Annotated in this window: 23 protein-coding genes and 1 other RNA gene; 4 read left to right on the plus strand and 20 right to left on the minus strand. The window is 44.2% G+C overall.

Annotated features, from left to right (window positions below; translation table 11 throughout):
* Positions 1–17 precede the first annotated feature (17 nt).
* Entirely contained in the window at positions 18–1,151 is a 1,134-nt protein-coding gene (dndB, locus tag QUA42_RS09020; RefSeq protein ID WP_333136991.1) for a DNA sulfur modification protein DndB, read from the minus strand.
* A gap of 247 nt (positions 1,152–1,398) precedes the next feature.
* On the opposite strand from dndB, the gene QUA42_RS09025 reads away from it, so the two are divergent.
* Positions 1,399–2,991 carry a DGQHR domain-containing protein gene (locus QUA42_RS09025; RefSeq protein ID WP_333136992.1) on the plus strand — a complete coding sequence of 531 codons (1,593 nt, stop codon included), beginning with the start codon at positions 1,399–1,401 and terminating at the stop codon, positions 2,989–2,991.
* Positions 2,992–3,054: 63 nt separating this feature from the next.
* On the opposite strand, the gene QUA42_RS09030 is transcribed toward QUA42_RS09025, so the two are convergent.
* The 16 genes from QUA42_RS09030 to QUA42_RS09105 all read right to left on the minus strand — a co-directional run bounded on the left by QUA42_RS09030 (position 3,055) and on the right by QUA42_RS09105 (position 16,379).
* Entirely contained in the window at positions 3,055–3,528 is a 474-nt protein-coding gene (locus tag QUA42_RS09030) for a hypothetical protein (RefSeq protein WP_333136993.1), read from the minus strand.
* Between the two features lie 2 nt (positions 3,529–3,530).
* A complete protein-coding gene (locus QUA42_RS09035; protein ID WP_333136994.1) occupies positions 3,531–5,510 on the minus strand; it encodes a hypothetical protein in 1,980 nt (659 codons plus the stop codon).
* A complete protein-coding gene (locus tag QUA42_RS09040; RefSeq protein ID WP_333136995.1) occupies positions 5,507–5,725 on the minus strand; it encodes a CxC ATPase DNA modification system associated small protein in 219 nt (72 codons plus the stop codon). The genes QUA42_RS09035 and QUA42_RS09040 overlap by 4 nt, the downstream gene beginning before the upstream one ends.
* 2 nt (positions 5,726–5,727) lie before the next feature.
* Positions 5,728–7,698, minus strand: coding sequence for a DEAD/DEAH box helicase family protein (locus QUA42_RS09045; protein WP_333136996.1), 1,971 nt, complete (start codon positions 7,696–7,698; stop codon positions 5,728–5,730).
* 51 nt (positions 7,699–7,749) lie between these two features.
* Positions 7,750–8,805: an endonuclease/exonuclease/phosphatase family protein gene (locus QUA42_RS09050; RefSeq protein WP_333136997.1), complete on the minus strand. Its 1,056-nt coding sequence runs from the start codon at positions 8,803–8,805 to the stop codon at positions 7,750–7,752.
* A gap of 10 nt (positions 8,806–8,815) precedes the next feature.
* Complete coding sequence (locus QUA42_RS09055; RefSeq protein ID WP_333136998.1) at positions 8,816–9,286, minus strand: DNA phosphorothioation-associated protein 4; 471 nt, start codon at positions 9,284–9,286, stop codon at positions 8,816–8,818.
* Between the two features lie 92 nt (positions 9,287–9,378).
* Complete coding sequence (locus tag QUA42_RS09060) at positions 9,379–9,699, minus strand: nucleoside triphosphate pyrophosphohydrolase (RefSeq protein ID WP_333136999.1); 321 nt, start codon at positions 9,697–9,699, stop codon at positions 9,379–9,381.
* A 12-nt stretch (positions 9,700–9,711) separates the two neighbouring features.
* Complete coding sequence (locus QUA42_RS09065; protein WP_333137000.1) at positions 9,712–10,368, minus strand: Uma2 family endonuclease; 657 nt, start codon at positions 10,366–10,368, stop codon at positions 9,712–9,714.
* Positions 10,358–12,424, minus strand: a complete 2,067-nt coding sequence (locus QUA42_RS09070) for an AAA family ATPase (protein WP_333137001.1) — start codon at positions 12,422–12,424, stop codon at positions 10,358–10,360. The genes QUA42_RS09065 and QUA42_RS09070 overlap by 11 nt, the downstream gene beginning before the upstream one ends.
* Positions 12,421–12,696, minus strand: coding sequence for a hypothetical protein (locus tag QUA42_RS09075; protein ID WP_333040705.1), 276 nt, complete (start codon positions 12,694–12,696; stop codon positions 12,421–12,423). Before QUA42_RS09075 ends, QUA42_RS09070 begins: the two co-directional genes overlap by 4 nt.
* A gap of 203 nt (positions 12,697–12,899) precedes the next feature.
* Positions 12,900–14,246 (minus strand): DNA phosphorothioation system restriction enzyme, encoded by a 1,347-nt coding sequence (locus QUA42_RS09080; RefSeq protein ID WP_333137022.1) that lies wholly within the window; start codon positions 14,244–14,246, stop codon positions 12,900–12,902.
* 90 nt (positions 14,247–14,336) lie between these two features.
* Positions 14,337–14,912 carry a Uma2 family endonuclease gene (locus QUA42_RS09085; protein ID WP_333137002.1) on the minus strand — a complete coding sequence of 192 codons (576 nt, stop codon included), beginning with the start codon at positions 14,910–14,912 and terminating at the stop codon, positions 14,337–14,339.
* A gap of 34 nt (positions 14,913–14,946) precedes the next feature.
* On the minus strand, positions 14,947–15,390 hold the full coding sequence (locus QUA42_RS09090; protein WP_333137003.1) for a hypothetical protein: 444 nt from the start codon (positions 15,388–15,390) through the stop codon (positions 14,947–14,949).
* 198 nt (positions 15,391–15,588) lie between these two features.
* The gene (locus QUA42_RS09095; protein WP_333040711.1) at positions 15,589–15,969 is read right to left on the minus strand and encodes a phasin-related domain-containing protein; all 381 of its coding nucleotides are present in this window, start codon (positions 15,967–15,969) and stop codon (positions 15,589–15,591) included.
* Between the two features lie 23 nt (positions 15,970–15,992).
* Positions 15,993–16,089, minus strand: an RNA gene (gene ffs, locus QUA42_RS09100) — signal recognition particle sRNA small type.
* Positions 16,090–16,112: 23 nt separating this feature from the next.
* Complete coding sequence (locus QUA42_RS09105) at positions 16,113–16,379, minus strand: YciI family protein (RefSeq protein WP_006632991.1); 267 nt, start codon at positions 16,377–16,379, stop codon at positions 16,113–16,115.
* Positions 16,380–16,499: 120 nt separating this feature from the next.
* Here QUA42_RS09105 and QUA42_RS09110 point away from each other — a divergent pair, with 120 nt between their 5' ends.
* On the plus strand, positions 16,500–17,054 hold the full coding sequence (locus tag QUA42_RS09110; protein ID WP_333137004.1) for a 2'-5' RNA ligase family protein: 555 nt from the start codon (positions 16,500–16,502) through the stop codon (positions 17,052–17,054).
* A gap of 136 nt (positions 17,055–17,190) precedes the next feature.
* On the opposite strand, the gene QUA42_RS09115 is transcribed toward QUA42_RS09110, so the two are convergent.
* On the minus strand, positions 17,191–17,877 hold the full coding sequence (locus tag QUA42_RS09115) for a ComF family protein (protein ID WP_333137005.1): 687 nt from the start codon (positions 17,875–17,877) through the stop codon (positions 17,191–17,193).
* A 72-nt stretch (positions 17,878–17,949) separates the two neighbouring features.
* Between QUA42_RS09115 and QUA42_RS09120 the strand changes: the two genes are divergently transcribed.
* A complete protein-coding gene (locus QUA42_RS09120) occupies positions 17,950–20,436 on the plus strand; it encodes a putative PEP-binding protein (RefSeq protein ID WP_333137006.1) in 2,487 nt (828 codons plus the stop codon).
* Between the two features lie 348 nt (positions 20,437–20,784).
* Positions 20,785–21,231, plus strand: coding sequence for a hypothetical protein (locus QUA42_RS09125; protein WP_333137007.1), 447 nt, complete (start codon positions 20,785–20,787; stop codon positions 21,229–21,231).
* A gap of 269 nt (positions 21,232–21,500) precedes the next feature.
* On the opposite strand, the gene QUA42_RS09130 is transcribed toward QUA42_RS09125, so the two are convergent.
* Positions 21,501–21,788 (minus strand): RNA-binding protein, encoded by a 288-nt coding sequence (locus QUA42_RS09130; protein ID WP_333137008.1) that lies wholly within the window; start codon positions 21,786–21,788, stop codon positions 21,501–21,503.
* A 637-nt stretch (positions 21,789–22,425) separates the two neighbouring features.
* The gene (locus tag QUA42_RS09135) at positions 22,426–23,991 is read right to left on the minus strand and encodes a methyl-accepting chemotaxis protein (protein WP_333137009.1); all 1,566 of its coding nucleotides are present in this window, start codon (positions 23,989–23,991) and stop codon (positions 22,426–22,428) included.
* Positions 23,992–24,964: the final 973 nt, after the last annotated feature.

Below are 24,964 nucleotides of genomic sequence, written 5' to 3' on the forward strand. Positions count from 1 at the left end.
ACGATTTTTCACAATTTTTATTCATTCGGGCACGGGCGTCCCGCCTTTGCTGCATCTGCGATTTCCAAACCCAACCGCTTTTTAAAATAATCAGTCATCCAACTAACACTCGCCCTCGATCGCGAAATCCCCCCTTTCAACAAAATCCCACCCTCCCAATCAGGATTAGAAATCGACCAATCAACCTGCTGCAAAAGGCTCAAACGTTCCTCCCAACTCTCAGGAAAAACCGACAGCAAAGCCGCCCCAACTTCCCCCAAACTCTCAAGCACAACACTGTGACAGTGCACGGAATCCCGGCGCATTTCCCCCGCCGCCACTTGCTTGTGCAGAACTAATTGCCAATCAGGAATAAAACTGCAAACCGCATTCCAATAACTAACCGCCAGTTGTATTTGCTGAGTAAGTTCTTCCTCTTTTTCCTGTTTTGTGGCGCGGTAACGAGAGGGTTTTGCGTGTTTGTTGCTGTGGATGTTGGACAGCAAAGCCACGATCGCACGATCGATCGCACTCAGCGCAAACAACTTGTGCGATCGTCCGTTCAAACTCCCCTTCTCCATCTCAGTCAAACACCGGAAAACCTCAACCTGCTTAACAACAGCCTTCACCACAAAAGCGCGATCGTCCCGGTGGTTGTAAAGTACACTTAGCGACGCCTCCAAAGGAACTTGAAAATTATTCAAATCAGCAAACATCTGCTGCGATTTTTCCAACCCAATATCGAGAAACAAAATCAGCGCCACCGTCTCATATCCCAACTGCGGATTTTCCCTCAAAGCCATCTCAAAAGCCGCCCGGCGATGCTGTCCGTCATTAATAGTAAACTTAGCATCCATCGGCACCCGCAAGCGACCAATTTTCCGTTCCTCTGCCTCATTTCCCACTGCTTCAAAAGTAATATCCGCATCAATCGAAGCAGCAATTGCCCCACAAGTATAATTTGTAGGATTCTTGACCAAATAATCAGCAATTTCGGGAATCCTAGCTTTGTTAAGCGCGCGTTTCGCCCGCATAGACGGGGGCAATTCTTCAGATTCAAAGGGAAACAATTTCGGCAAAAAACGCACCGGACACATCGACACGTAATATTCGCGGCCCGCTTGAATTCCCCGGATGACCGGCAAAATGTATTCAAAGGAAGGAGTAGACATATTTTTTTGTGAAACCGCAAATACACGCCGACAAACGCAAAGGAATAACTCTTATCTGTGTCTATCTGCGTTCATCTGCGGTTTAAATAAATAAATTATTGACATCGTGCAACAAATATGGTATGCCGTCGGGGACTGTTCTCAGATAACTCCAGTATTTCACAAAAATTTTTAAAAAACAAGAGTTGACATAAAATTTTACTCATGATATTTTAAAAAAAATAGCCTAATTATATAAAAAATCCCAATGACTACCAATCCAGCGGATGACCTCGCTAGCAAGATTTTAGAAAAAGAAAATAGCGACAGACAGGAAATCGCACTTTTATTAGATAATTATTTAGGAAAGGATGATCGCATTTTCGTACAAAAAACCCAGATGGGAAACACTGAAGCATACATCGGTTCAGTCACCCTAGAATGGTTAGACTCTCGCGTTCGTTTCGCCTCGCAAATGCCGCTTTTCCGCCAAAAATTCGACCTCCAAACGAACAACATCGTCCGCGACGACGAAACGATTGACGAAATTATCCAGCGTCCCTTAGATTGGTCGCGCCAAGCCGCCCTAACTCAATATTTAGCAGCCCGAAAATCGCACAAATTCCCCGCAGTTTTAGTAGTCGTCAGTCCCCCGTGGGTAGATAATCCTCACGCCGAGGAATGGGATAAAAATGGCGTAGCAACCAAATCCGCTACTGAATTTACATCCTTTGATAAAAACGAGAACTTAGGGTTTTTGAATGTTTCTAAAGAACTCTCGATTTTTGCCTTAGACGGCCAGCATCGGCTGATGGGAGTTCAAGGTTTAATGAGTTTAATTAAAACCGGACTCCTGCAAAGATACAACAAAAATAAAAAACCTGTCGGCGCTGCAATTACTCTGGAAGATTTAGCAGAAGAGTATCAAATCGACCCCGAAACAGTGTATAAATTAGCTCACGAAAAAATCGGAATTGAGTTTATCCCGGCGGCGGTAGCGGGGGAAACGCGACAGCAAGCACAACGGCGCGTGCGATCGATCTTTGTGCACGTTAACCTAATGGCGGTAACGCTGAGTCAGGGCCAGCTAGCATTATTGAACGAGGATAACGGATTTGCGATCGCGGCCCGAAAAATTGCTGTCACCCATCCCTTATTAAAAGAGCAAGATGACAGAAACCCCCGCGTCAATTGGGACAGCGCCACAGTGGCAGCCAAATCAACTGTATTAACCACATTGCAAGCGCTGCAAGATATGTCCGAACGGTATTTAGAATACAAATTCCCCCATTGGAAGCCGGAACGAAAAGGTTTAATTCCCATGCGTCCCGAAGATGAAGAACTAAAAGAGGGAATTGAAGAGTTTAAAAAACTGTTCGATCATTTAGCAACTTTACCCAGCTATCAAAGAATTGAAAGCGGCGAAGAAACGGCGGAATTGCGCCGATTTAGTTTTGAAAAGCCAGGGGGCGAGGGAAATATTTTGTTCCGTCCAGTCGGTCAAATTGCTTTAGCTAATGCTTTGGGAATTCTAGTATTTAGAAAGAAACTTTCCCTGAAATCTATTTTCGACAAACTCCGCAGATTCGATGTGGATGAAGGATTTAGCCACATGGACAATCCGGAGTCTGCGTGGTACGGGATTTTGTACGATCCGAACAAAAAGCGAGTGCTAGTTTCTGGAAAGGATTTAGCGACGAAGTTAATTGTATATTTGGTGGGGGGAATTCAGGACGATATGGAGCGAGCTCATTTGCGGCAAGCGGTAGCGGAAGCGAGGACTTTTGAGGATAAAGCTATTAGTTTTAACGGCCGATTTGTGCAGCCGAAAGAGGTGGGATTGCCACCCGTGCTAAGTTGATTTTTTCACCGCTTTTGGAATCACAGGCGGGACGCCTGTGCCACTATAAACGCAGATGTTTTTTCACGATCGCCCTGCATCTGCGGTTTGTAACTCGCTGAGGCAGCGAGCGTATTTTCTAACGAATGTTTCAATTGATGTGGGGCGATCCCTCAAATTTTCGCACAGAACATCAAAACCGCCATGAGCATATTGATTCATTATCTTAATGCCTTCATTAGACAAATCGGAAGGCGAGTTAGGATCGACTAACTCTGCGACTCGGCGGTAAACAGCATCTCGCTCATCTAAATCTATTCCTAAATAAGCTAGATCGGCATGAATTAAAAGTCCGACTAACCGCCGCCCGCGATCGCGGAAGTCACCCGGAAAGTTTTCTACTAAAGAATCTACTTCTTCAGAAGGAATTTCAGGATTCCTGCGTCCCGAAGCGAAACCGGCCATCAAACAAAGATAGTAAAAGTCAAACAAAGTTGGATAATGAGCAGATATATCCTTAAACCACGTGCGAGCCTGTTTACGCAATTGAAAGTCCATGTTTACAACTCCTCATCGAGATCGAATCGTTCAAAAAAGTCATTTCCGTTCACGATGACTCCATCAACAGTTTCTTTGATGCGATCGGGCGGTACATTCTGCAAAAGCGCCTTCATTCTAGAGGTTTTCCGAAAAATAGTGAGATACTGCACTTGCTGCTTGGCCGCCTGATGCAAAACATTAACAAAACTTTGCCGTTCGCTGGAGATAGTAAAGGCGACAAACTGATCGCACAAAGAGGGAATGAGGCGCGCTACTTCGGGACGGACTTTGAGATCGAGGGAACCGGCCGGACTATCAACAATAAAAGGCAATTGGTGCTCGCTGCGGTTAAAAAGAGTCGCTAGAAAAGCATAGCTAACAGATAAGGTTTGACCGACACTCGCACCGCCTTGTCCCTGCAGTTGCAGTGAGTCTTGAATGTCTTCTAAAAAAACTGGATCTCTCGATAGCAGTTGCGCGATGCGCTGGTTGGTTTCTTCAAGAATAAACTTTCGCAGGTATTCTCTTGCTTGCTGGTGCGCTTCGGCAAGAATGCGCCTAGCAATTTCTGTTTGGGATTTGAGCTTTAAGGTGTTGGTGGCTTCAGCGACTTCATCTTTTGCTTTTTCAATGAGTTTATCTAATTCCTTGAGGGAGTCTGTATCTTCGCTAGGTTTGGTGTGGGGCGATCGCTCAATTTCTTTCAAACGTTCCGTACAACTGCGAAGTTCTTCTTTTAGTTTTTCAAAATATTGCTTTTTCTCCTCTAGTTCGGAGTCGCCTTGTGCAAAACGTGTTTGTTCGATCGCGCTCATTTCTGTTTTGAGGTTATCTCGTTTAGTAATTTGGTATCCTAAGTCTGCTAACTGTTTCTGAAGTTCTTGATATGGAACTTCGGGTTCGTCGCTGCAATGAATGGCAATATCTGATTTAATGCTATTTAAAACCCCGACTTCATCGTCGGCTAGATAGTTTTTAGCGCGATCGCGCACGGCCTCGCGAGTCACCTGATTCATTTTGCGGCCGCACACGCATTCCTCAGCTTGTGCTAACTCCTCAAAAAATTCTTTTGAAGTCGAAGTTGGTAATTTCAGTCTATCTAAATTCGCTTTTAAGTCCTTGAGAGCTTCTCCAAACTTAGGAAGCAGTCTTTCAGGGTCTCGCATTTTCGCGATCGCCTTTTCCACCGCTAAAACAATAATTTTCTCTTTATTCTCTAAATCGACTTTGATTTTTTGTAATTGCTCTCCAATATTCCGATCCTTGCTGAAGGCTGTTTCATAGTCTGTTTCTGCTTCCTGTATTCCTAAGTTAAGCTGCGATTTGTGACGCAGAAGTTTTTCCTGTTCGAGCTTAATTCTTTTTCGCTTTTCTTGCAAACGTTTTAGTGTATTTATGCGGCGATTTAAACCCTGATTAGATTTTGCTTTAGCCGATTCCGCGTGTTTTTCCCAATTCTCCTGAAACGCATTAGCCACTTCCTCCAACAAAGATAGTTGGAAGAGAGAATCAATTGCACTGCGAGCGCGTGTCTGTTTAGAATCTAGTAAATTACTAGCTAGTTCCCCGTCAAAAACAAACAGGTTAACAAATTCTGAATTGAGAAATTTCCTCAGCGGTGCAGGCGGAAAAAAGCCATCGCTAATTCCAGTTCCGTAGCTGGTTCTGTATTCAACTTTACCGCGCTCGAAATTTAGCTTCAGCTCAAACGTCAGTGGGTTGTTATTCACAGCTATTTTGACCACAAACTGACCAAATGTTGCCGAGTCACCGCTGCGTCGAAGTTCGCGAATCTTTTCTGAGTTCCACTCATTTGCAGAGCCAGATAGTGCAGCACGCAGCATCGTTAATGTAGTTGTTTTACCAGTACCGTTAGGCATCTGCACTAATGTTACTGGATAGGGTAAAAGATGATTGTCGGGAAGGCAAAGATTCACCTCATGGTCGGGACATCTTAAACCCGAAGCCGACCATCCTAAAAGCGTAAATTGTCGGCTCATTCTAATTCCTCCTCTTCATCTTGACCGCCCTCTACTTTAAGGGCATCTAATATCGTTTCCAGCGAAGCTTTAATGTCATTTGGATTTGACAAAGTAGCACTTCCATCTGATAAATGTGCGAGCCATAGCATCATTCTTTCAGCTACTTTTTGCGGTTGATTGTGGTTGTTAACCGCTTCATAAACTGCCTCATAAATTTTTTTGTCTATTGCCATCGTTAATCTGCCTCCGCTCTAATTTTAGATAAACTGGTTAGCCACTGTTTGCGCAATTGGTCAGTATTTAACTCCTCTGTATCTTCATCCTGAACTCGAACAAAATCAACAACTACAGCTCGTTTATTGGGGTTAGTTGGATCGCGCCGCAAACAGCGCCCCATTCTCTGAACTGTTTCTAATTTAGACCGCGCTGAGGAAAATAAAACCACTGAACGGAGAGACTGAATATCAATTCCTTGAGAAATGCGATGGCAGGTTACTAAACAAGAAATTTTACCTTGAGCGAAATCCACCAAGTTTTTAGTGTCATCTTCAGCATAATAGGTATGATAATCGTATCGGTAACGGTGAATGAGAGATAAGACTAATTCGCCGTATTGGCGGTCTTCTACAAACACAATACATCTGTCTAAAATTTCTGGGTGATCCAAGAGAAACCTTTCAAAATAAGGCACTTTGGAGCGAGAAGTTTTGTAAACTCTTGCTAAAGCCGTCCAAAACTCCTCATTAGACATGGGTTTACCTTCTGATTTGCGAGCTGCTTTTCGGCTGTAGACATTCTTGATGCGCTGTCGGTCTTCTTCCGATAATTCATACTCAATTGGATAGTAATCAAATTCACATAAAACTCCGCGACGAATCGCATCCTCTAAAGCAAACTGATAAATGACAGCACCGACATTTTTTTCAATAAATTCTGTTCCTTCGCGATCGTATTCTCGCTCTGGAGTTGCACTGAGGCCGAGTCGATAAGCAATCCCGTGAGATAGTCCGTCTAAGTCTTCAATATTGGCGGGACTTCCCAAGCCGTGAACTTCATCGTGAATTATGAGCAACCGTTTTCTGGTGGGGTTGTTGAGCGAGCGCAGCACGTTGCGCAGTGCGTTTCGCGACACTACCAACACGCTATTTTTGGGGTCTAGATCGTACTCATCTTTTTGGCAATATTCGCCATAATGCTGAAGGACGCGAAACTGGGGGTTTAAATTGCTAGCCACGCTGTACAACTCTTTAACCCATTGGTTGAGTAAATCGGTTCCAATTGTAGTAATTATGGCAGATTCAATGGCTTGTGCTGTAGTTAATTCCTGCAAAATATTCAAAGCAGTGCGCGTTTTTCCGGTTCCTGTTGCCATTTCCAGAATGCCGCAGCGATGCTGCAATAAAGCTTGAACGGCTTGTGTTTGATGTCCCCACAAATCACTTCCTTTTGAGGAGTTCACTTGGTAATTTGTCTTATCTTCAGAGGCAGAAAATTTAGGTTTGTATGGCAATCCGGGTTCCAGTGCAGGAGGTCGATCGGGACATAGCCGCAACAGCGATCGCGCCGCCGCTTCGGGAAACTCCATTACCTCCACATTCGGCGTCTCGTTTTTCCACAACTTCAGAAAATTTTCGGCTTTTTTTAAGGCTCGTTCTCTAACTCCCGGATGCCAAGAACAAAAGACATCAACGCATTCAAAATTGTCAATTAAAGCAGTTGAGCTTTCGTTTGCCGAACCCGTGAAAGCAACGATATTGTTTTCGGCATCGGCAAATATCCCTAATTTTTCGTGATAAATTCCCTGACCGCGAATATTTTTAGTAACAGCTAGTTTTATTTCGAGGATGTTTTGACTCAATAACCAAGCCAAACAAGCCCAGCGATCTCGAACAATCCCCTCAAATTCTTTATCTAATTCTCGCAGAACAGCACTGACAATAACTTCTTCTTTTTGTCGCATTCCTTGCACGATCGCCTCCGCATCTTCTGGGGACAAATGTGGAGAAGCCACGAGCTGCATCTTGCCGCCAACTCGAATCAATGCTGTGAGTCCTTTTGCGGCGGCTGCCATTGAAGTGCTGGAGAAAAAACCAACGGCTCGCTTGTAGACTGTAGCCTTTTCCAAACAAGGAATGTAAAATTCTTGGATTAGATCGCAGCGATCGCTCCGGTACTCATCTTGAATCGCTAAATCTCTCAAGCTCAACGCCGCACCCCCCAAATCCCCGCTAATTTTTCTAGTATAGACTAATTCTCGCTATCTAGCTGCTGTCAATAAAATAAGTTCGGCTGCTACAGGCAAATGATCCGACTCGGTTGCCTCCACAACCGAACTAGATTTAGCACCCCAATGCTTTGAATACCAAATATAATCAATCCGGAAAACCGGATAATTTAATCTCCAATTCGACCTTTTTACCAAGAATTTAAGTTCCCAACCGTGAGGCCAGGTAAAACCAAATCCCCATCCCGATTTTCGGAAAGAATCTTGCATGACTTTCTGCACCCTGTCATAGTCTTGAGTTTCGTCTGTCATATTAAAATCGCCCGCGACAATTACTGGCAGAGTTTCTCGCTCAACTCGCTGCACTAAGTCTTGAATTTCAGGCGAACGTTTGTCATATTTGTAAACTGGAATTTTGAGAAAACCCCATTTTTTAGATAGTTTCAACCACGGGCCAGTAGCTTGCATATTATAAATCACTACTTCTTGTTCCTTAAATTTAATAATAGCCCGCTGCTGCGTTTCTGGATGACCGGCTAAGTGCAGTATTTCGCTCGATACAATCGGATATTTACTGAGAATTCCTACAGGGGGAGTGCCAATTTGATAGGGGTAGTCTGCTTTTAACCAGGTGAAAGCTCTTTCGGTATGTTTCCTAACGATTTCTTGTAAAAATATAATATCGGGTTTTTGCTTCTGAATCAGTTTAAATAAAGTAGGTGACTGAGTTTTATGCCAACTCAGGTTATGGGAAAAAATTTTGATGCTGGGCTGCGAATCTGTGATGTTGATGGGTGCGGGAGAAAAATATTTGACGTGCAGCCAACTTATTAGAAGAATGCAGGCTATCGCAGAAATAACAGTGAACCATCTTTTTTTGATAATTAACAATGCGATGATGATAAGCAGGAAAGTAGGTAAGAAAATTAAGGGGCTAAAAGTGCTAACTAAGGCAATAATTCCTATTTGATCCCAAAAGATTAGTTTGAGAAGCAAATAGCAGATAATAAATGCTGAGTAACTGTAAGCAATAAATTTTTCAGCTTGCTTTAAGCATCTCTTGATTATATCTTTTGGGATGTGCATCATTGGGAACCTATTAAAATAAAAACTTGCTTAAATCGAATTCTTCATTTGACCGATGTTGGTTGTCTCTTTCAGAAATCAAAACCAACAAAAGGCGATCGGTATAATCCGCCGCGCCCCGCAACTCTTCGCGCAAAATTTCCAGTCCACCATTAGCATATTCTTCAAAAATTTGCAAGCGTTGTGCTTCCAATTTTTCGTCGAGATGGGAGAGAATTTGAGGATTTTTGGTTTCGGCGATCGCAATTAATTTAATCGCCATATCGTAACCCCTGGATACAAAGATATCAACATCTATTGCCCCCGGTTCTCGTTTAGAAATTTCTCCCAAGGGCGATCGTTTTTTCCGCTGATTTCCCAACGCTGCGGCAAACGCGATGACATCGGCGTAAGTCTGAAATGGCGCGGAGTTGTTATCCGATAAAGTTAATGATTTGACTAACTCGGCTTTATCTTTAGCAATTCTAATTTTGTTAGCAGCCATTGGGATTAATATGTAATTTTTAACTGAGTAATTTGATTGAGAGAGTAACCGCAGATTAGAGGCAGATAAACACAGATAAACGCAGATAATTTTCAGAATGTCCGCAATAACATAATTTTTTGTGCAAAACCTCCTCTTGCTTCCCGCCGCTTCATTTGTTCCGCCAAAAGTCGATCGCCCGAAATGCCAAAACTCGCCATCACCGCATCTATTACCTCATACAAATCCGCCAATTCCGCCACCAAATATTCCTCATCAGCCTCCGCCGCTTCCCCCGCTTCCTCAATCAATTTCTGCAGCAAAGCTTGACGGTATTCTGCCTCCGACAAAATTACAAACTCGCATTCATTCCCGCTTTGGCGAATAATTTCAGGAATGCGATCGCGCACCAACTTATGATACTCCTTTTCCACGTCCAACTCCCTTCAACTTTGACTAAAAGTTTGAATCAACCAGCGATTAATTTCCCCATCATCGTGGGTTTGACTCCGGTTCAAAGCTTCCTCTACTAACAGGATTTCCAGCCCAGGCAAAACCCGCGACTCTTGAATTCTCCCGCTACCTCCGCCATTAATCGCAAACGCAAAAACCTCCCGCGTGTTTGCACGTTCAACCCAATATTCGCTAATTCCTGCGTCTTCGTAAAGCAACAGCTTGCCGCCTAAATCATCATTAAAAGAAGACGCCCCAATTTCCACTATCAAATTAGGCGGATCGTATTGATTTAAATCAACAGCCGAATTGCTATCATCAGGAGGCACTCTTAAATCGGAACCAATGTAGTAAGCTAAATCCGGCTGAAACTCGCCGATACCTGCTTTGCGAAAACTGGTGTTAGTAAACTGAACTACTCGGATATTTCTCAATGTTGCAAACAGAATAACTACACAAGCCATAATTGAATTTTGACGCCCGTGCAATGGCCATACTGGTGACATTTCTACCCTCATATGTTTTTGATAATAATAAAACTTGCCCTTTTCCCATGCAGAATCCTCAGCAAAATTCAGAAACTCTTCCCACGTCGCCTTCACCCAAATATCCGTTTCCAAAACCTGCGTAATTGCCGAATTAGAAGCCATAATCCACCTCTACAATTTCCGTATATTCAAATTCATTGGGACTGCGCCTAACTAAAGGATAGCGCGTCCCGCCAAGTTCGATCGAATCTTCTTCACAATCAGCTTTCGGAGAATTGTACACCAGCACGTATTCTCTGCCGGTGCAACTTTCCATCTCTTGAGCAACTTCTCCGCGCCACTGAGTTTTAGTTACCAAAACTACCAATTGATTCGCCAACTTCGGCAGCTTATTCGCGATTTGCTTGCGATAAATCTCGTCCAAACTCCCAAAGGGAGAATCCATCACAATTGGAAACGTACTGCTATCCGGGCCCATCAAAGTATTCTTTTGACTCCACTCACGCACACCATCAATAATTCCGCCGATAAACGACAAACTGAGAATTTGATTTTCTCCTGTAGAAGCGGCAACCAAAGATTCTTTTCCCGACGTATTTTCTACTAGCGTCAGTTCGTATTTATCGCTCAACTTGGGGATGTAAGGAGTAAAAGAAATTTGACTAAAAATATCTTGCACCCGCTTTTCTAACTGAGAACAAAACTGTTTTTCTAAGCGCGATCGCACTTCTGTTAGGCGATCAATCGCATCCTGAGTCGCAGCAATCCGGCGCTGGGCTAATACTTGCCTTTGCTCATTCAGTTGCTGCTTATCGATTTGCTTGTCCAGATTCGCGATCGACGCCTTCAAACTCTCAATCTGCTGCTGGTTAGAGCCTGTTTCCCGGTGCAAATCGCCAATTTTTGCCTCAATTTCATCCAAGCGCTTTTGCAAGCGGCTGACATCGCCGTCAGGAAAATTTCGCAGCTTGTTGTGAATATCGTCTAACTGCGTTTCCACCCGAGAAAGTTCGGTTCTGTCGCGGCTGATATTGCCTTGCTGTCGGTCAATTTCCTCCCAAAAATCAGCGACTTGTTTATCAATTTCATTTACCCGATCGCTAATCCGAATAGTTGTTTCTTCCACATCGCCAACACCCGCCTTATCCATCCAACCGCTAACCTGTTGGCGAGAGTCAGAACCCTCCACTAATTCCGCACCGCAGATACACCGCTGCTGCGCTAATAACTCTTCCAAAAACGGTCGCTGAATCCCCGAAAGCAACTCGCCTTTTTCTCGTAAACCCCCGAGAATCACTTCAAATTCAGCCGCCGCATCGGACAAAAATACCGTGTAACCGCGCACAGAAATTGCTCGTTTTAGAGCATCTGTAGCCTGGACAATTTGTTGCTTCAATAAACTTTTTTGCATTTCCAATTCGTCTCGCAACTTTTGTAAATCCGCAGCACCGCTAAGTTCCAACAAGTTACCATTAACTGCTTTTTTTAACTCCCCTTGGTTTGCCAATTCCCGCTCGATTTCTACTTGTCTGCTCGAAAGTTGCTCAGATTCTTGCTCAATTTTTTGCTTATCTTTTAAAAGTTTCTTCGTTTCAGCATTACCAATTATATTTAAATCTGTCTCTATAGATTTTTTTGCTTCTAGTAAATGGCGTATCGATCGATTCAAGACTTCCACCCCCAGCAACTCCTTAGTAGCTTCCGCAATTTCTGCCTTCTTGTCATAGCGGACAATTTGCTCGATTCGCTCCCCGTCAAAAAAGAAATATTTATGTAAACTTTCCGGCAAAATCCGCCCGATAATATCATCGGGATGCTGATCCGGCTTCAGCCATAGACCGTTATCTTTTGCTACACTCAGAAACAATTCAGCCTTGCCATGTTCTACAGTATTTTCACTTTTATAAGCACGACAGATGCGTTTTGCTTGGTAGCGCGTGCTGTCGTGTTCAAACACAATTTCCGCCCAACAACCTACGGCTTTTCCCATTTCCGCCTCAGCCAGAGCGCGCTTGTTTACTAATTGTTCTTCCGCCGCAAAAGCCGCGCTAAATTGTCCGTAAAGTACCCACGTAAAGGCATTCATTAAAGCCGTTTTTCCAGCGCCGTTATTACCGTGAATTACTGTAATATTTTGCAGACCCCAAGCTAGTTTAATTTCTGGGCTTTTGCCGTAAAATTGACGAAAGTTGCACAGAGTAATTGAGATTAACTTCATACAATTGCTTCCTTAATAATTTTTAAAATGTCATCGTTAATGTGGCGGGGAGCTCTCATGTACAACTTATCTTTTTCAATTTCCAATACCCGCTCAATAATTTGTCGCACTTCCGGTGGCGCGCTAGTAATAGGTTGCTGTACGTCGCTGAATTCCTGATGAGTTTGATAAGAAGAACGCTTTTCTGCTAAAATGCTTGTCGGTAGGGCTGCGATCGCACTATCTTCATATCTAAATGCCATAATCAGATTTTCATTCAGATTTTCAGTCATATTTTTTTTGCAAATATTAAAATATACAGGGTCTAGGCTCATGGGCGAGAAACCCGGTTTCTACGAGTTTTGTCAACAGTCACAAGAAATCTACAAAGAAACCTGGTTTCTGAACTCTGCGTGCGATCGCGAACTAAACTAGCAACTCAAACTACGATCAAATAATTCTCTCTTCTAAAACATAAACCGAACCTTAATAAATGTCAAATGTCTAATAGCCCGTAACGCTTCTGAAGTTGCAGCAATTTAACTCTAGCTTCCCCAGCATTGTCGGCTAAATCGGCAAATTCCAAGAACCGCTTCAACTCTTTTCGCAGCAAATTGCGCTCGACTTCTAAGGTTTCTCTGCCCAAATCAGGAGGCAAAACTATCATGTCAAATAAAGTTGCCCTTTCCTTCCCCGGATGCGGCCGCAAAATGCGTCCCCGGCGCTGAATAAACTGGCGCGGATTGCTGCTGCTTGCTAAAATTACAGCATTGCGAATTGCTGGAATATCAACGCCTTCATCCAAACAGCGAATCGCGACTAAACCTTGCAATTCTCCACTCTCAAATTGCTGGCGCAATCGTTCTCTTTCTGCTAAAGGAGTTGCCGCAGTATAAGTGTTAACTCGGTAGCCTAATTCTGAACCCAATAACTTCGCAGTTTCTGTTAGTTGGCGGTTGTTATTTCGGCGCGTATTTCCTTCGATCACACCCTCGCCGCAGTAAAATAAAGTATGGGCTGTATCGAGACGGTGAATCATTAATTCTCGCAACGCTGTTAATTTATTAGCCGCTGCCCCAATTAACCGAGCTCGCTGCATTAATAAAGTCGTTAAAGCATCGTTTTCTTCTACTTTTTCATCGCCCCAAAGCGCCCAGCCAATCTTTTGAGTTAAGCGGGAATACTTGCGGGTTTCGGCTTCTGTCAATTCTACTAAAATTGGATAGTATAAATAATGTACTAATGCTTTTTGGCGGATGGCGTCGGCTAAGGTGAGTTCCGGCTGCAAAACCGGGCCGAAATAATCTAAAATAGCTTCGGTTCCCTGTTCGTCGAAATGCCTTTCTGGGGTAGCGGAAAGGGCGAGTCGCAGTCCAATATTGCGCGGCAAACTTTCTCCTAAACGGGGCGCGCCTAAGTTGTGAACTTCGTCTCCAATAATCAGGGTTTTTTCTGGGAAATAGCGCAGTTGCGATCGCAAACTATCACCCATTAAGGTAGCATTGGTAGTGATGATTGTGAGAAATGCTCGATCGCCCGATCGCACTTCATACAAACCCCCAGCCAGCTTATTCTGCCAACTGCGGGCGCTATCAAAAGCCAAAATAGGTTTTAAACCAAATTTCTCGGATTCCCGCGCCCACTGATTCACCAGGTGGCAGTAAGGGCAAATTACGAGCAGGACTTGCAGGTTAATTTTATTGTATAATTCAGTGGCGATCGCCAGCGCAGTAATCGTCTTGCCGCTACCCGTCGCCATCTTCAGCGTACCGCGTCCCTGATTCGCAAACCAATTAGCAACCGCCAGTCGCTGATACTGTCGTAATTGCAGCGATGGCGGCATTTTCGGAAATCCAAATTGCGAATTATTAGCCGTTGAGCGATTCACCTTTAAATGCCGTTAGATGCAATATTCCCTATACTCAACTGTAACTCACGGGCGATCGAAACTTAACAACCCAAACAAATCCGCCGCCGACATTTGCAAACCCGACAGCACATCGAGCACAGGTAAAATATCCTGATTCTCCTTCGCCTCTGGTTGCTGCTGCGGTTTAAAAACCAGAACTAATTTTTCTTCCGGGTCAATCAACCAACCCAGTTTAGCATTGTGATTTAAGCAAAACAAAATATTATTAATGACCCGAGTTGGATTTTGATCCGGCGATAAAATCTCAATTGTCCAATCCGGCACAATTTCAAACCTATTTTCTATTTCTCCATTAGCATTGATAGGAATGCGCGACCACTCAAACACGGCAATATCTGGAACAAGAGAACGTCCCCCAAAAGTGCAGCGCAATTCAGGAAAAGCATAAGCTAATTTCTGCGGCTTGCCAACTCTATTAATAACAGATGGAAACTCGAATTGTAACGTGCTGTGTTTTCCTTGGGGCATAGCTTTTTGATAAATTTGACCGTCAACATACTCGCTAGCCGGCTTAGTCTCTGGCAATAGCATAAACTCTTCCAGAGAAATCTTTGACGGAGACTGAATTGACGTTACCATAAGCTATTAACCCCTCAACAACTCAACTGGGCCATCAAAAATCTGCATCGCTGTCAGTTTCCCAATCAGCACAACTCTCCGATTCCACACCAGTAGGGTGCATCGCACAAACCAACAAATTTCCCCCGTAAACTTGACCGTGATAGTTGCGACAACCGCGACAAGCCGGCTGCTGCGTCGGCGAAGGGTCTACATAAGTCACCATTGACAAATCTATCTCATCAAATTGCGGGTCGAAGTCGCGGCAAATTTCAATTATCGGTTCGATAAATTCATTCAATAAACCGTCAAATTCATTGAAATAACCGTCAATGTCGTTAATCAGATTATTTTGTACTTGTTCAGTAAACTCTTCCGACATTTTTGCCAAAACGTCCAGCATTTCGACAAACTCTTCGCCCATTTCGCTGAAAAAATGCTCTACTTCAGTAACAGCATTTTCCATTGCTCCAAAAAAATCTTTAGACCAATCTTCCATGAATTTGACAGTTGGCTATTACAAAATATTTTACAGACAAGTGCAGCCAGCCTCAAGTGAAGTGATCGCACCTACTTTCAATTCTATTACCTATTGCCTGATATCCGTCCACATCTGACAGGGGAGATATTCAAAAAGGGAACTCAAGAGTATTATCCTGAGTTCCCTTCATGCTTTGCGGAGCGAGCTTTTTCCTGCTTAATCCCGCTTCAGCCGCCGCAATTCTTCTTGTAAATTCTGCACCTGTTCGCGGAGCTTGTCTACGCCGCCTGTCTCTTTAGCATCTTTTGCCGAGACATCTTCTTCCTCAGAAATAATTTCAATCCGCCGAGGTTCAGCCGGTTTTTCGTTCCCAGCCGATGCTACGGGGGGCTGCTGCTGAGCCTGTTGCACCATGTCATCAACAAAGCGACGAGCTTCTTCCGTTGACATCTCGCCACGCTTCACCAATTCGTCTGCCAGCTTTTGGGCTTCAGTGCGTAATTCAGTTAACTTGCTGCCAGCTTTTTCACCAGCGTAAGAAGCTAGCCCGACACCAAGGTAAACTGCTTTTTGTAAAATATCTCCGAAACCAGGCATAGGAGCTACACCTCATAAAACTGGGTGAACCGGAGACCACGCCTATTACAAGCATCCCGTGTTGCTGCTACCTTCCGGTCCTGACAAGATTTGGGCGTTGGAATCGCGTGGGTCCAGTTCATATATGAGTATAACACAGTTATTTATTCTTCAACCACACACCAGTGATAAATTTCATAAATAACGCAACCGTTCTTCACCAGCGGGTCTTCAGCGACGATCGCCTTCGCCTCATCCATCGAACCCGCCTCAAACAGCAACATACCGCCGCCCCGCCTCCCCCAGTAGCCAGTTTTCGCTCGGTGTCCTTTAGAAATTAACTCTCGGACATAAGCTCTGTGAGCTGGCACGTATTGGTCAAAGACAGGCTTTTCGACAATTCCTTGCTCAATTTTGACAAACCAAGGCATTTTTATTTGGGATTTTAGATTTTATATTTTAGATTGGGAATGGGTGATCACCAATGGGATCGAGGGCAAATGCTCTCTATTCCATTTTGCACCATCCTTTCTTAACTGCGATGTTATCCGATGAACCAGTCAAAACAGCGATTTTTTATTGCCATAGTGCCGCCTCCCGATATTGAACAGCAGATTACTGAGATTCAACAGTATTTTGCGGAACACTACAACAGCCGCGGTGCTTTGAAGTCGCCGCCGCACATCACGCTGCAACCTCCTTTTCACTCGTTAGCGGAGGATGTTCCCAAATTAGAGGAAAGTTTGAAGGAGTTTTCTGCAAATCGGCTGCCCATTCCGGTTACTCTATCGGGTTTTGCTGCTTTCGCGCCCCGCGTCATTTACGCTGATGTTGTCAAATCGCCCGAATTGCTGGAGATTCACAAAGATTTGATGAGTTATATGGAGGCAAATTTGGGAATAGTCGATCGAGTTTCTCAAAGTCGCCCATTTGTACCGCACATGACAGTAGCGTTTCGCGATTTAACTAAGGAGAATTTTCAAACGGCTTGGTTGGAATTCTCCGGGCGATCGCTCCACTTTGAGTTTACCGCTTCCGCGTTAACTTTACTGCTTCACGACGGCAGCCGGTGGAACATCAGCAACCAATTCCCCCTTTTCGCCTAAACTCTCTCTCTTCTTTCTCTTCCTTCGCGGACTTCGCGTGTTCGCGGTTCGTTTTCCCAAAAAAATCTTATTAGCAAATCCTGATAAATATCATTTCTTCACTACAAACCTGTTTAAAATTAAAGCCAGTCACAACTTAACGATCGCTCTTATTCGGAGTTGCCAGTGCCACAGTTCCATAAACCGAAATTCCCGAGTGTTCCAATATTTTAATTGCCGACTTAACCGTAGTACCGCTAGTGTAAATATCATCAACTAACAGCACTCGATCGCGCGGAAGGCGACGACGAAAATCTTTCCCCAAACTTAAAGCATTTTTCATTTCCGCTTGGCGCTGCTGTGGCGTCAGAGCGAATAAAGCCTGAGTATTTTTCACCCGCTCCAAACCGTGCCGCTGCAAAGGCAAACCAGTCAGCTCGCAAAAACTTTCAGCCAAAAGTTCTGCTTGGTTAAAACCGCGCTCCTTGACCTTTTCTTTGTGCATGGGAATCGGTACAACTGTTAGATTGTCTATAGCTAATTCCGGAAAACTCAGCCAAGCTTCTGCTAGCCAGCCGCCTAGAGGTTGGGCTAATTGCGGATTGCCGTCATATTTCAAAGCTGCGATCGCCCGTTTGAGAGCCCCGCCATACTCACCCCACACAAAAACACGCTGCTCTGAATGCCAAAATCGACCGGGATCGCTTAACTGACATCGCTGAAGTTGCTTGTGACAGTACGGACAAAACTCTCCGGCGGCCGGCCGCTGACAAAGAGGACAGTTAGACTTAAGAAATAGATTGAGAAAAGATTTGACTAATCCCGTCCATTGTCGCTTGTTCATCCTAAAATTGTCGTAAGTGATTAATGGGAAAAACTTTCAACTTCAATCAGTTTCCACCGACAGGCTCGCAGCGTGAAAAACCTCTACTGGTTAGACAAAATTCAACCTTCAGACCGAGATGCAGTGGGAGAAAAAGCATTTTACTTGAGCTGTTTGCTCCAGAAAAATCATCCCGTTGTACCGGGTTTTGTCGTGCCAGCTACAACATTCTGGCAGTTTTTAGAGTCGATCGAGTGCCTAGAACCGCTGTTTGCTGACTGGCCACACTCTTCCCTGCACTTGAATGTCGATGAACCCAGACAACTGCAATCGATCGCCCGCAGCATCCGCCACCAAATCCTCGCAGGCAAACTGCCAGATTCAATGCTCTCCACCCTAGAGTCTGCTGTTTCTCAACTCAACTCACAGTCAAACTTAAACTCCACAGCCTTAATTTTTCGCCCTTCCCTGACTTCCTGGAACCCGAAAACAGTCGGCATTCTGGAATCTCAGGCAGTACGGGCAGAACCAGAAGCCATTGGGGACGGACTCAAACGAGCTTGGGCGGAAATGTTCAGAGCCCGATGTCTATTTTACTGGCAGCGGTGCGGCCTGCGGGTACAGCAAATCAATCCCGCAGTTTTGGTGCAGCCACTTCAAGAAGCGATCGCCGCAGGCGAGGTGAAAGCAAAGGCGGGTGCACAGTGGGAAATCCAAGCCACCAGCGGTTTGGGATTGTCCCTCGCTAGGGGAGAAACCATCCCCGATTACTATCAAGTGCAGCCAGAAACAACCGCGGTTAAATTCCAGCGGATCGGTTACAAAACATTAGCCTACAATCTCAAAGTCGGGGATGGTGAACCGAAAAAAAAACTGCTGCTGGGCAAGTTTGCTGCTTTCCCAATTCCCGATTCTCCATTTATAATTCCTGATTTTGCTGACTGTTGCGTGCAAGTTTTAGCGCTGGGAGAGGAAGCACAAAGAGAGTACGTTTTAGAGGAATCACAACTGCAACAAATCATTGAATTGAGTAAAAAAGCTATCGCAGAATTTGACTCGGATTTAATTTTGGAGTGGACGCTAAACCAGACAGCAAACACTGGCGAACCGCAGTTTTATTTCACTCAAGTTCGTCTTGTGAAAGGGGAAAAAGTCGCGCCACTAGAGGAAAATTCGATCGCCCCAGAGCACCCAAACTCGATCGCCCCAGCCAGAACTCCTGCGATACTCAGAGGTGTGGGAGCAGCATCAGGAAAAGCCGAAGCAATTGCCCAAGTTATGACTAATTCCCACCCAGAAAACGCGGAATTCTTAGCCGGAGGCATTTTGGTAGCCCGGACAATCGAGCCGAATTGGCTGCCTTGGCTGAAGGTTGCGGCTGGGGTGATTGCGGAACAAGGAGGCATGACCTGCCACGGTGCCATTTTAGCTAGAGAATTGGGGATTCCCGCCGTTGTGGGAGTGGCAGGGGCCACTCGGGCGATCGCCTCGGGCGATTCGGTTTTGGTAGACGGCGATAGCGGAGAAGTTTTTGCCCTCACCCAACACGATGCGATCGAGACAGGAGACAGGGGCCGACTTCGGGACACAGCAAAAAAGGCAGATTTATACAGTACAGCAGCAAAAATGTCAATAGCCAAGCACCAATCTTCTACCTCCGATCGATCGTCCAATTCCGCGCCTAAATCTCGACAATCTGAGTCTACTCAATATGTTTGGGGCCCACCAACGGCGACTCAACTGCTAGTTAATGTCAGCCAAACAAGTTCGATTGACCGCCTCAAAAATCTGCCAATAGACGGCATCGGATTGCTGCGATCGGAATTAATGGCATTAGAAGCTTTGGACTGTCAAAACCCCAAAGTTTGGCTGCAAGACGGCCGCCAATCGGAATTTGTCGATCGCATGGCGGATTGCCTCAGCTTATTTGCTGCTGCCGTTTCGCCCCGGCCAATATTTTATCGCTCTCTCGATTTACGGGAGTCAGGCGCCCACGGCAGTTTCAGTTATACCTTTGAACCGGAATTATTTGATTGGGAACTCTGCGTACTTCAAAAAGTCTGCGAGTCAGGCCATACCAATGTTAATTTAATTTTGCCTTTCGTGCGCTCGGTTGACGAGTTTATATACTGCCGCCAGCGCTTAGAAACTGTTTGGAAAAACCGCTCAACCGAGTTTCAAATGTGGATTATGGCGGAAGTTCCTTCGGTGTTATTTTTATTGCCCGATTACGTAAAAGCCGGAGTTCAAGGAATTTCTATCGGCACTAACGATTTAACCCAATTGCTATTAGGAGTTCACCGCAACTCCGACCAGGTAGCAGGTGCTTTCAACGGGCGCGATCGAGCAGTGATGAGGGCGATCGAACAATTAATCAAACAGGCCCGGGCCGCCGGCATTCCTTGCTCCATCTGCGGCGACGCTCCCGCATTGTATCCCGAAACAGTTGAATCCTTCGTGCGGTGGGGAATTTCGTCTATTTCGGTCAATGTCGATGCAGCAGAACAAACTTCCAGGGCGATCGTCCGCGCCGAACAGCGCCTGCTGCTAGAAGCCGCTCGATCGATAATTAACAATTAATCACTTCCAGACTCACTTGACCCCAGAAATCCGGTTTCTACTCTAAATCATAGCTTTGGCAAGCAGCCACCCGCTCAGAAATCGGATTTCTAGACAACCCGTGCGTCCAGGAATATTAACAACTACAGAAGCCCCGTTTCTGAGTAGATATAGCAACCGCCCTGACGGTTAGGAAATTCTTAATTTCTCAAATCCTTGCTTTTATTCCTTTTACTGCTTCTTCCTTCTTCCCTCTTCCTTCTTCCTTCTTGCTTCTTCCTTCTTGCTTCTTCCTTCTTCCTTCCACTAACATCCGATTTTAAAGCTAGGATAGAAATATCACCAACTCTTGACCCGGAGGTACAAACCGTGAAATCAAAAATTATTGCAACCGCAGCAATACTTGCCGCCCTAGCCTTTCTGCATCCTCACCCAGCATTATCTCAACCTGCAACTGACGGTGGCAAAAAACCAGGATTCTGGCAACCTCAAGCGCAGGTTGACAATACTCGCAATATTACCCTCAGACTGTTAAATGAAACGGGATTAAACCTAGAATACGGTCAATCAGGTGCCAGCTTGTCATCCTTGCCCGTCGGAGCCAGCAAAAACATTATTGTTCGTATCAGCAATCGCACCGGCGACATTGCCAATATTCCGATTAATGCCACAGGAGGAAGCACAACTTTGAAATACGACTATAACGTTGACTCGCAGACAAACATTGTGACGGTTCGCATCACCAGATCAGACCCCCGCACTAGGCAAGACCGGTCAGTTTATATTGATGAAAAAGGGCGAGTTTACTCTTTCTAAGACTAACGCTCATCAACCCGGTTTCTCCTGATAAATTTTGCTTTTAGCAGCGAGGTATCGCAGAAGAAATCGGGTTTCTAGAATAGCGTGCATAAATTCTGTCTTTCTCAAAAAGTTATGGATCAAGTGCAGCCCACAAAGAATCGATGTTTTTGTGCAGCGGATTTGACATTGCATCCCCAAAATCAACTGCTGCTAGCAATTAGGCGCTAGTGGCGCACTGGTGCATCAGGTGGGTTCCGACAGGATGTCAACCGCCGCATCGCGGACTAATATCCGTCGTTTCTCTTGAAACCTGCGCCTCGATTTGCCTCTTCTTTCGGTTTAGCTTTGTTCACTCGCAAGGGGCGCCCCATCCACTCTGCACCGTCTAATTCGGCAATTGCAGCGTCTTCTTGGGCATCCTCCATCATCTCAACAAATCCAAAACCGCGCATCCGACCGGTTTCCCTGTCGGTAGGCAAGACAACTCGCTTGACTGTGCCGTATTCTGCAAATACTGCTTTCAGGTCTTCTTCGGTGGCGCGGTAAGACAGATTTCCAATGTAGATAGTCATGTCGATCGAACTGAACTTGTTGTGCTATACATAATAACCTGTTAATTTAACTGTCAAGTGCTCTCTAGCATACAACTGGGCGATCGAATCTGACTCCAACGGTTTGCCCCACTGACTAACCCTTGGTACTGGCTGGAATAGTTAGCTTGATCAAAAGTCATCTTCTCACTCATTCTTCACGTGAGTGAGGAGATGACTTTTGGGGCGGTGAGGAATCCCACCCGTGAACAATATTTGATTTTAATCAGATCAGTGATGGGTGGGCGACGAATCACCAAGCATCTTCGGAAAAAAAGCAACTAACAAGGTATAATATATTAGGTTGCTTTCCGCCACGATCGTTGATATAGCGGTTCTCAACTTTCGTGAGGTACTTGGCAGTTAATTACCAATTTCCCAGTTCTTCCATTCTTTAATTTAAAATCTAAATCTGTACCTCACTCACTTGAGAATGGCTATACACCTCTAGACAGCCCTTTGAGGAAACCTACTTCACATCTCCCCATCCCTTGCCCAAACGGGGAGATGTCACCTTCAATGCTTGGGCAAAACTTGGAATGGCAAATTGGAAATGAGAAAGGGGACAAATTTTCTCTCCATCTCCTTAATCCCTAGTTTAGGATATTACTTTTCTCTATTAAACTAAGGATGTGAGATTTAAAGCAGCTTTGTTAAGTGTTTGAGTGCCAATTCGACTTTGGGTAATACCGCTGGCTGTTTCCGTTGCTCCTTTATTCAGAACATTCATCGCATCTACCACTTGCTCAATAGCGATCGCCTGCTGTTTGGTATTCAGATAAATTTGCTGACTGCTCACAACAACACTGTTAATAGCATTAGCAACATTGTTAAAATTATCCGCCGTACCTTCAGTCAATTTCAGGCTATTATCTAAAGTTTTCTTGCCCTCATCTGTTACCATCACTGTTTTATTAATGGAATTCTTAATACCGTTTATCAAATCATTAATCTGATCCGAAGATTTTTTGCTTTGATCTGCCAGTCTGCGAATTTCCGTCGCCACCACCCCAAACCCCTTTCCTTGTTCTCCGGTGCGTACGGCTTCCACTGTAGCGTTAATTGCCAGCATATTAGTTTGATTAGCCAAATCGCTGACTAAATTGGTAATATTAGCAATCTGATTGGTTTGCTGGCTCAAATTTAAAACTTGCTCGGCGATAGCGCCGACTTTTTCCGTCAAACTCAACATTCCCTGCTGGGTTTTATTTACTACTTTACTGCCTTCTGCTGCCATATTTAAGACATTACTGGCATTTTCAAGGGCTGATTCGGCTTGCATAGCTGATTGCCTCGATGATGCGCCCAATTCATCCATTGTGGTAGTTGTTTGATTAACAGAAGCAGCTTGTTGTACAGCAATACGTTCTTGTTGCTCAATTGTAGCAGCGATCTCGGTGGAAGAACTGACAATCATATTAATAATACCTTTCAGCGCTTTATCTAAAGGTTTGGCGATCGCTATGCTTAAAGCTATACCTAAAATAATCGCTATTAGCGGCCCAACTGTCATCCCTAAAAATACAGCTACTTGAGTCTTCATAATATCATTTTCTGCGATTTTATAAGCGTCGTCGGCTTGCTTTCTGTTGGATGTAGCTACGGCTAAATTTGCTTTTTCGGCTTTTATATATTCAAGGCGAATTAGCTTAGATTGCTGACTGAGTTTATTCAAAAGGTTACTAGCTTTTTTGGCTCTTGCCATTTCTGGCGAATTACTTTTACCTTGATTAATTAGGTTTAGCTGCAAGCCCAAAGGATCCAAAATTCCCAGTTTCTCAAATTCTTGATTAATTCGCAGGAGTTCTTGATCTTCCTGCTTCCACTTCTCCCAATACTTAAGCATTTGTTGATATAGTGCATTTTCCTCTGCGGTACGTGGAGTGGCTTCGTATGCTTTAAACCCATCTTGAATCTGCTGCCAAGCCTTGTCCATTCTGTTTAAGGCATCTTGCCTTTCTGCTTGACTGAGCGCCGGATTAATTAGCGCTCTCTCGGATGACTCAATTTGGGTTTGTCCCTCGTTAATTTTCCATAATGCTTCAATACTCGGTAAATTATTTTTACCTATAGTATCTATGTGTTGACTGAGATTAGATGTTGAGTTCCATCCTACCCAGGCCACTAAAAATACTAAAAGTCCCATCATCAAAAAAGCACTGATCAGTCTGGTTTGTAAATTCATTTTTCTCAACATACTATTTCGGCTTCCTTCTACTACAGTTATCCTCGCTGCAATCATGAACATATCTTGTATATTATAGCTTTTATTAGCTAGATGAATTACCTATTAAAATTTTTCCTTTTGGCTTTTACATTTTAAAAGTATTAATTAACTAATTGATGAGTAACTCCTGAGCAGGAAAGTCGCTATCGATTTTGGGTGACGACGTAGTTATGGTAGGTTCTTGGTTGTCAGGATGCTGAATTCATTTTTATAAACCCCTTTAGTCTACAGGTTAAAAGCTGGCTTTACACAAACCAAGCCTGCCGACGCCAACTATAAAAAGTGGTAGGATTATAATTTAGTTGGGAGTTCAGAGATATAGTCTTTGTGAGGCAGATGAGGTATCATATTGCTGGCTCATTCATAACGGTAAAACATAAAATATAAGATATAGGATAAATGAACTATAACTCGCTCAGGAGTCACACCATCACCAGAAGTGGAGGGGACGCCCCCTCCACTCAGAGCACGTTTGTTTGCCAAGCATCGAAAACATCATACATTACTAGCAATGAAAGCTTATCATCTTGATTTTAGACAAAAAATTATCGATGTTGATCATTACGGAAGCAATCTCACAAAAATCCATAGCTAAGTGTTTTTTGGGAGTTATAAGTTTGGTGAAAAAAATCTTTAAACAGGCTCGTGAAACCAAAAATATTGCTCAACCAGCTAATTTATGCGACCATGCAAAATTAAGGCAGAACAAGTGATAATTTTAGCACCGAGTGAAAATAAAAATGATTCAACTCTTGAATAAATTCATTCTTAACTATATCAATAAAAAGTTTTGTGGCTAAAAATAAAACGAATAAACGTGTAAAAATATTTTTCACCAACATTATATATAACGAGCAATAAAGTTAGAATATAAGTTAATTTAAGAAGTAAAATGATACAATTACATTTGAGGCTTTCATGCTCCGGCAAG

The sequence above is a fragment of the Microcoleus sp. Pol11C2 genome (assembly GCF_036701505.1).
Taxonomy (GTDB): Bacteria; Cyanobacteriota; Cyanobacteriia; order Cyanobacteriales; family Microcoleaceae; genus Microcoleus.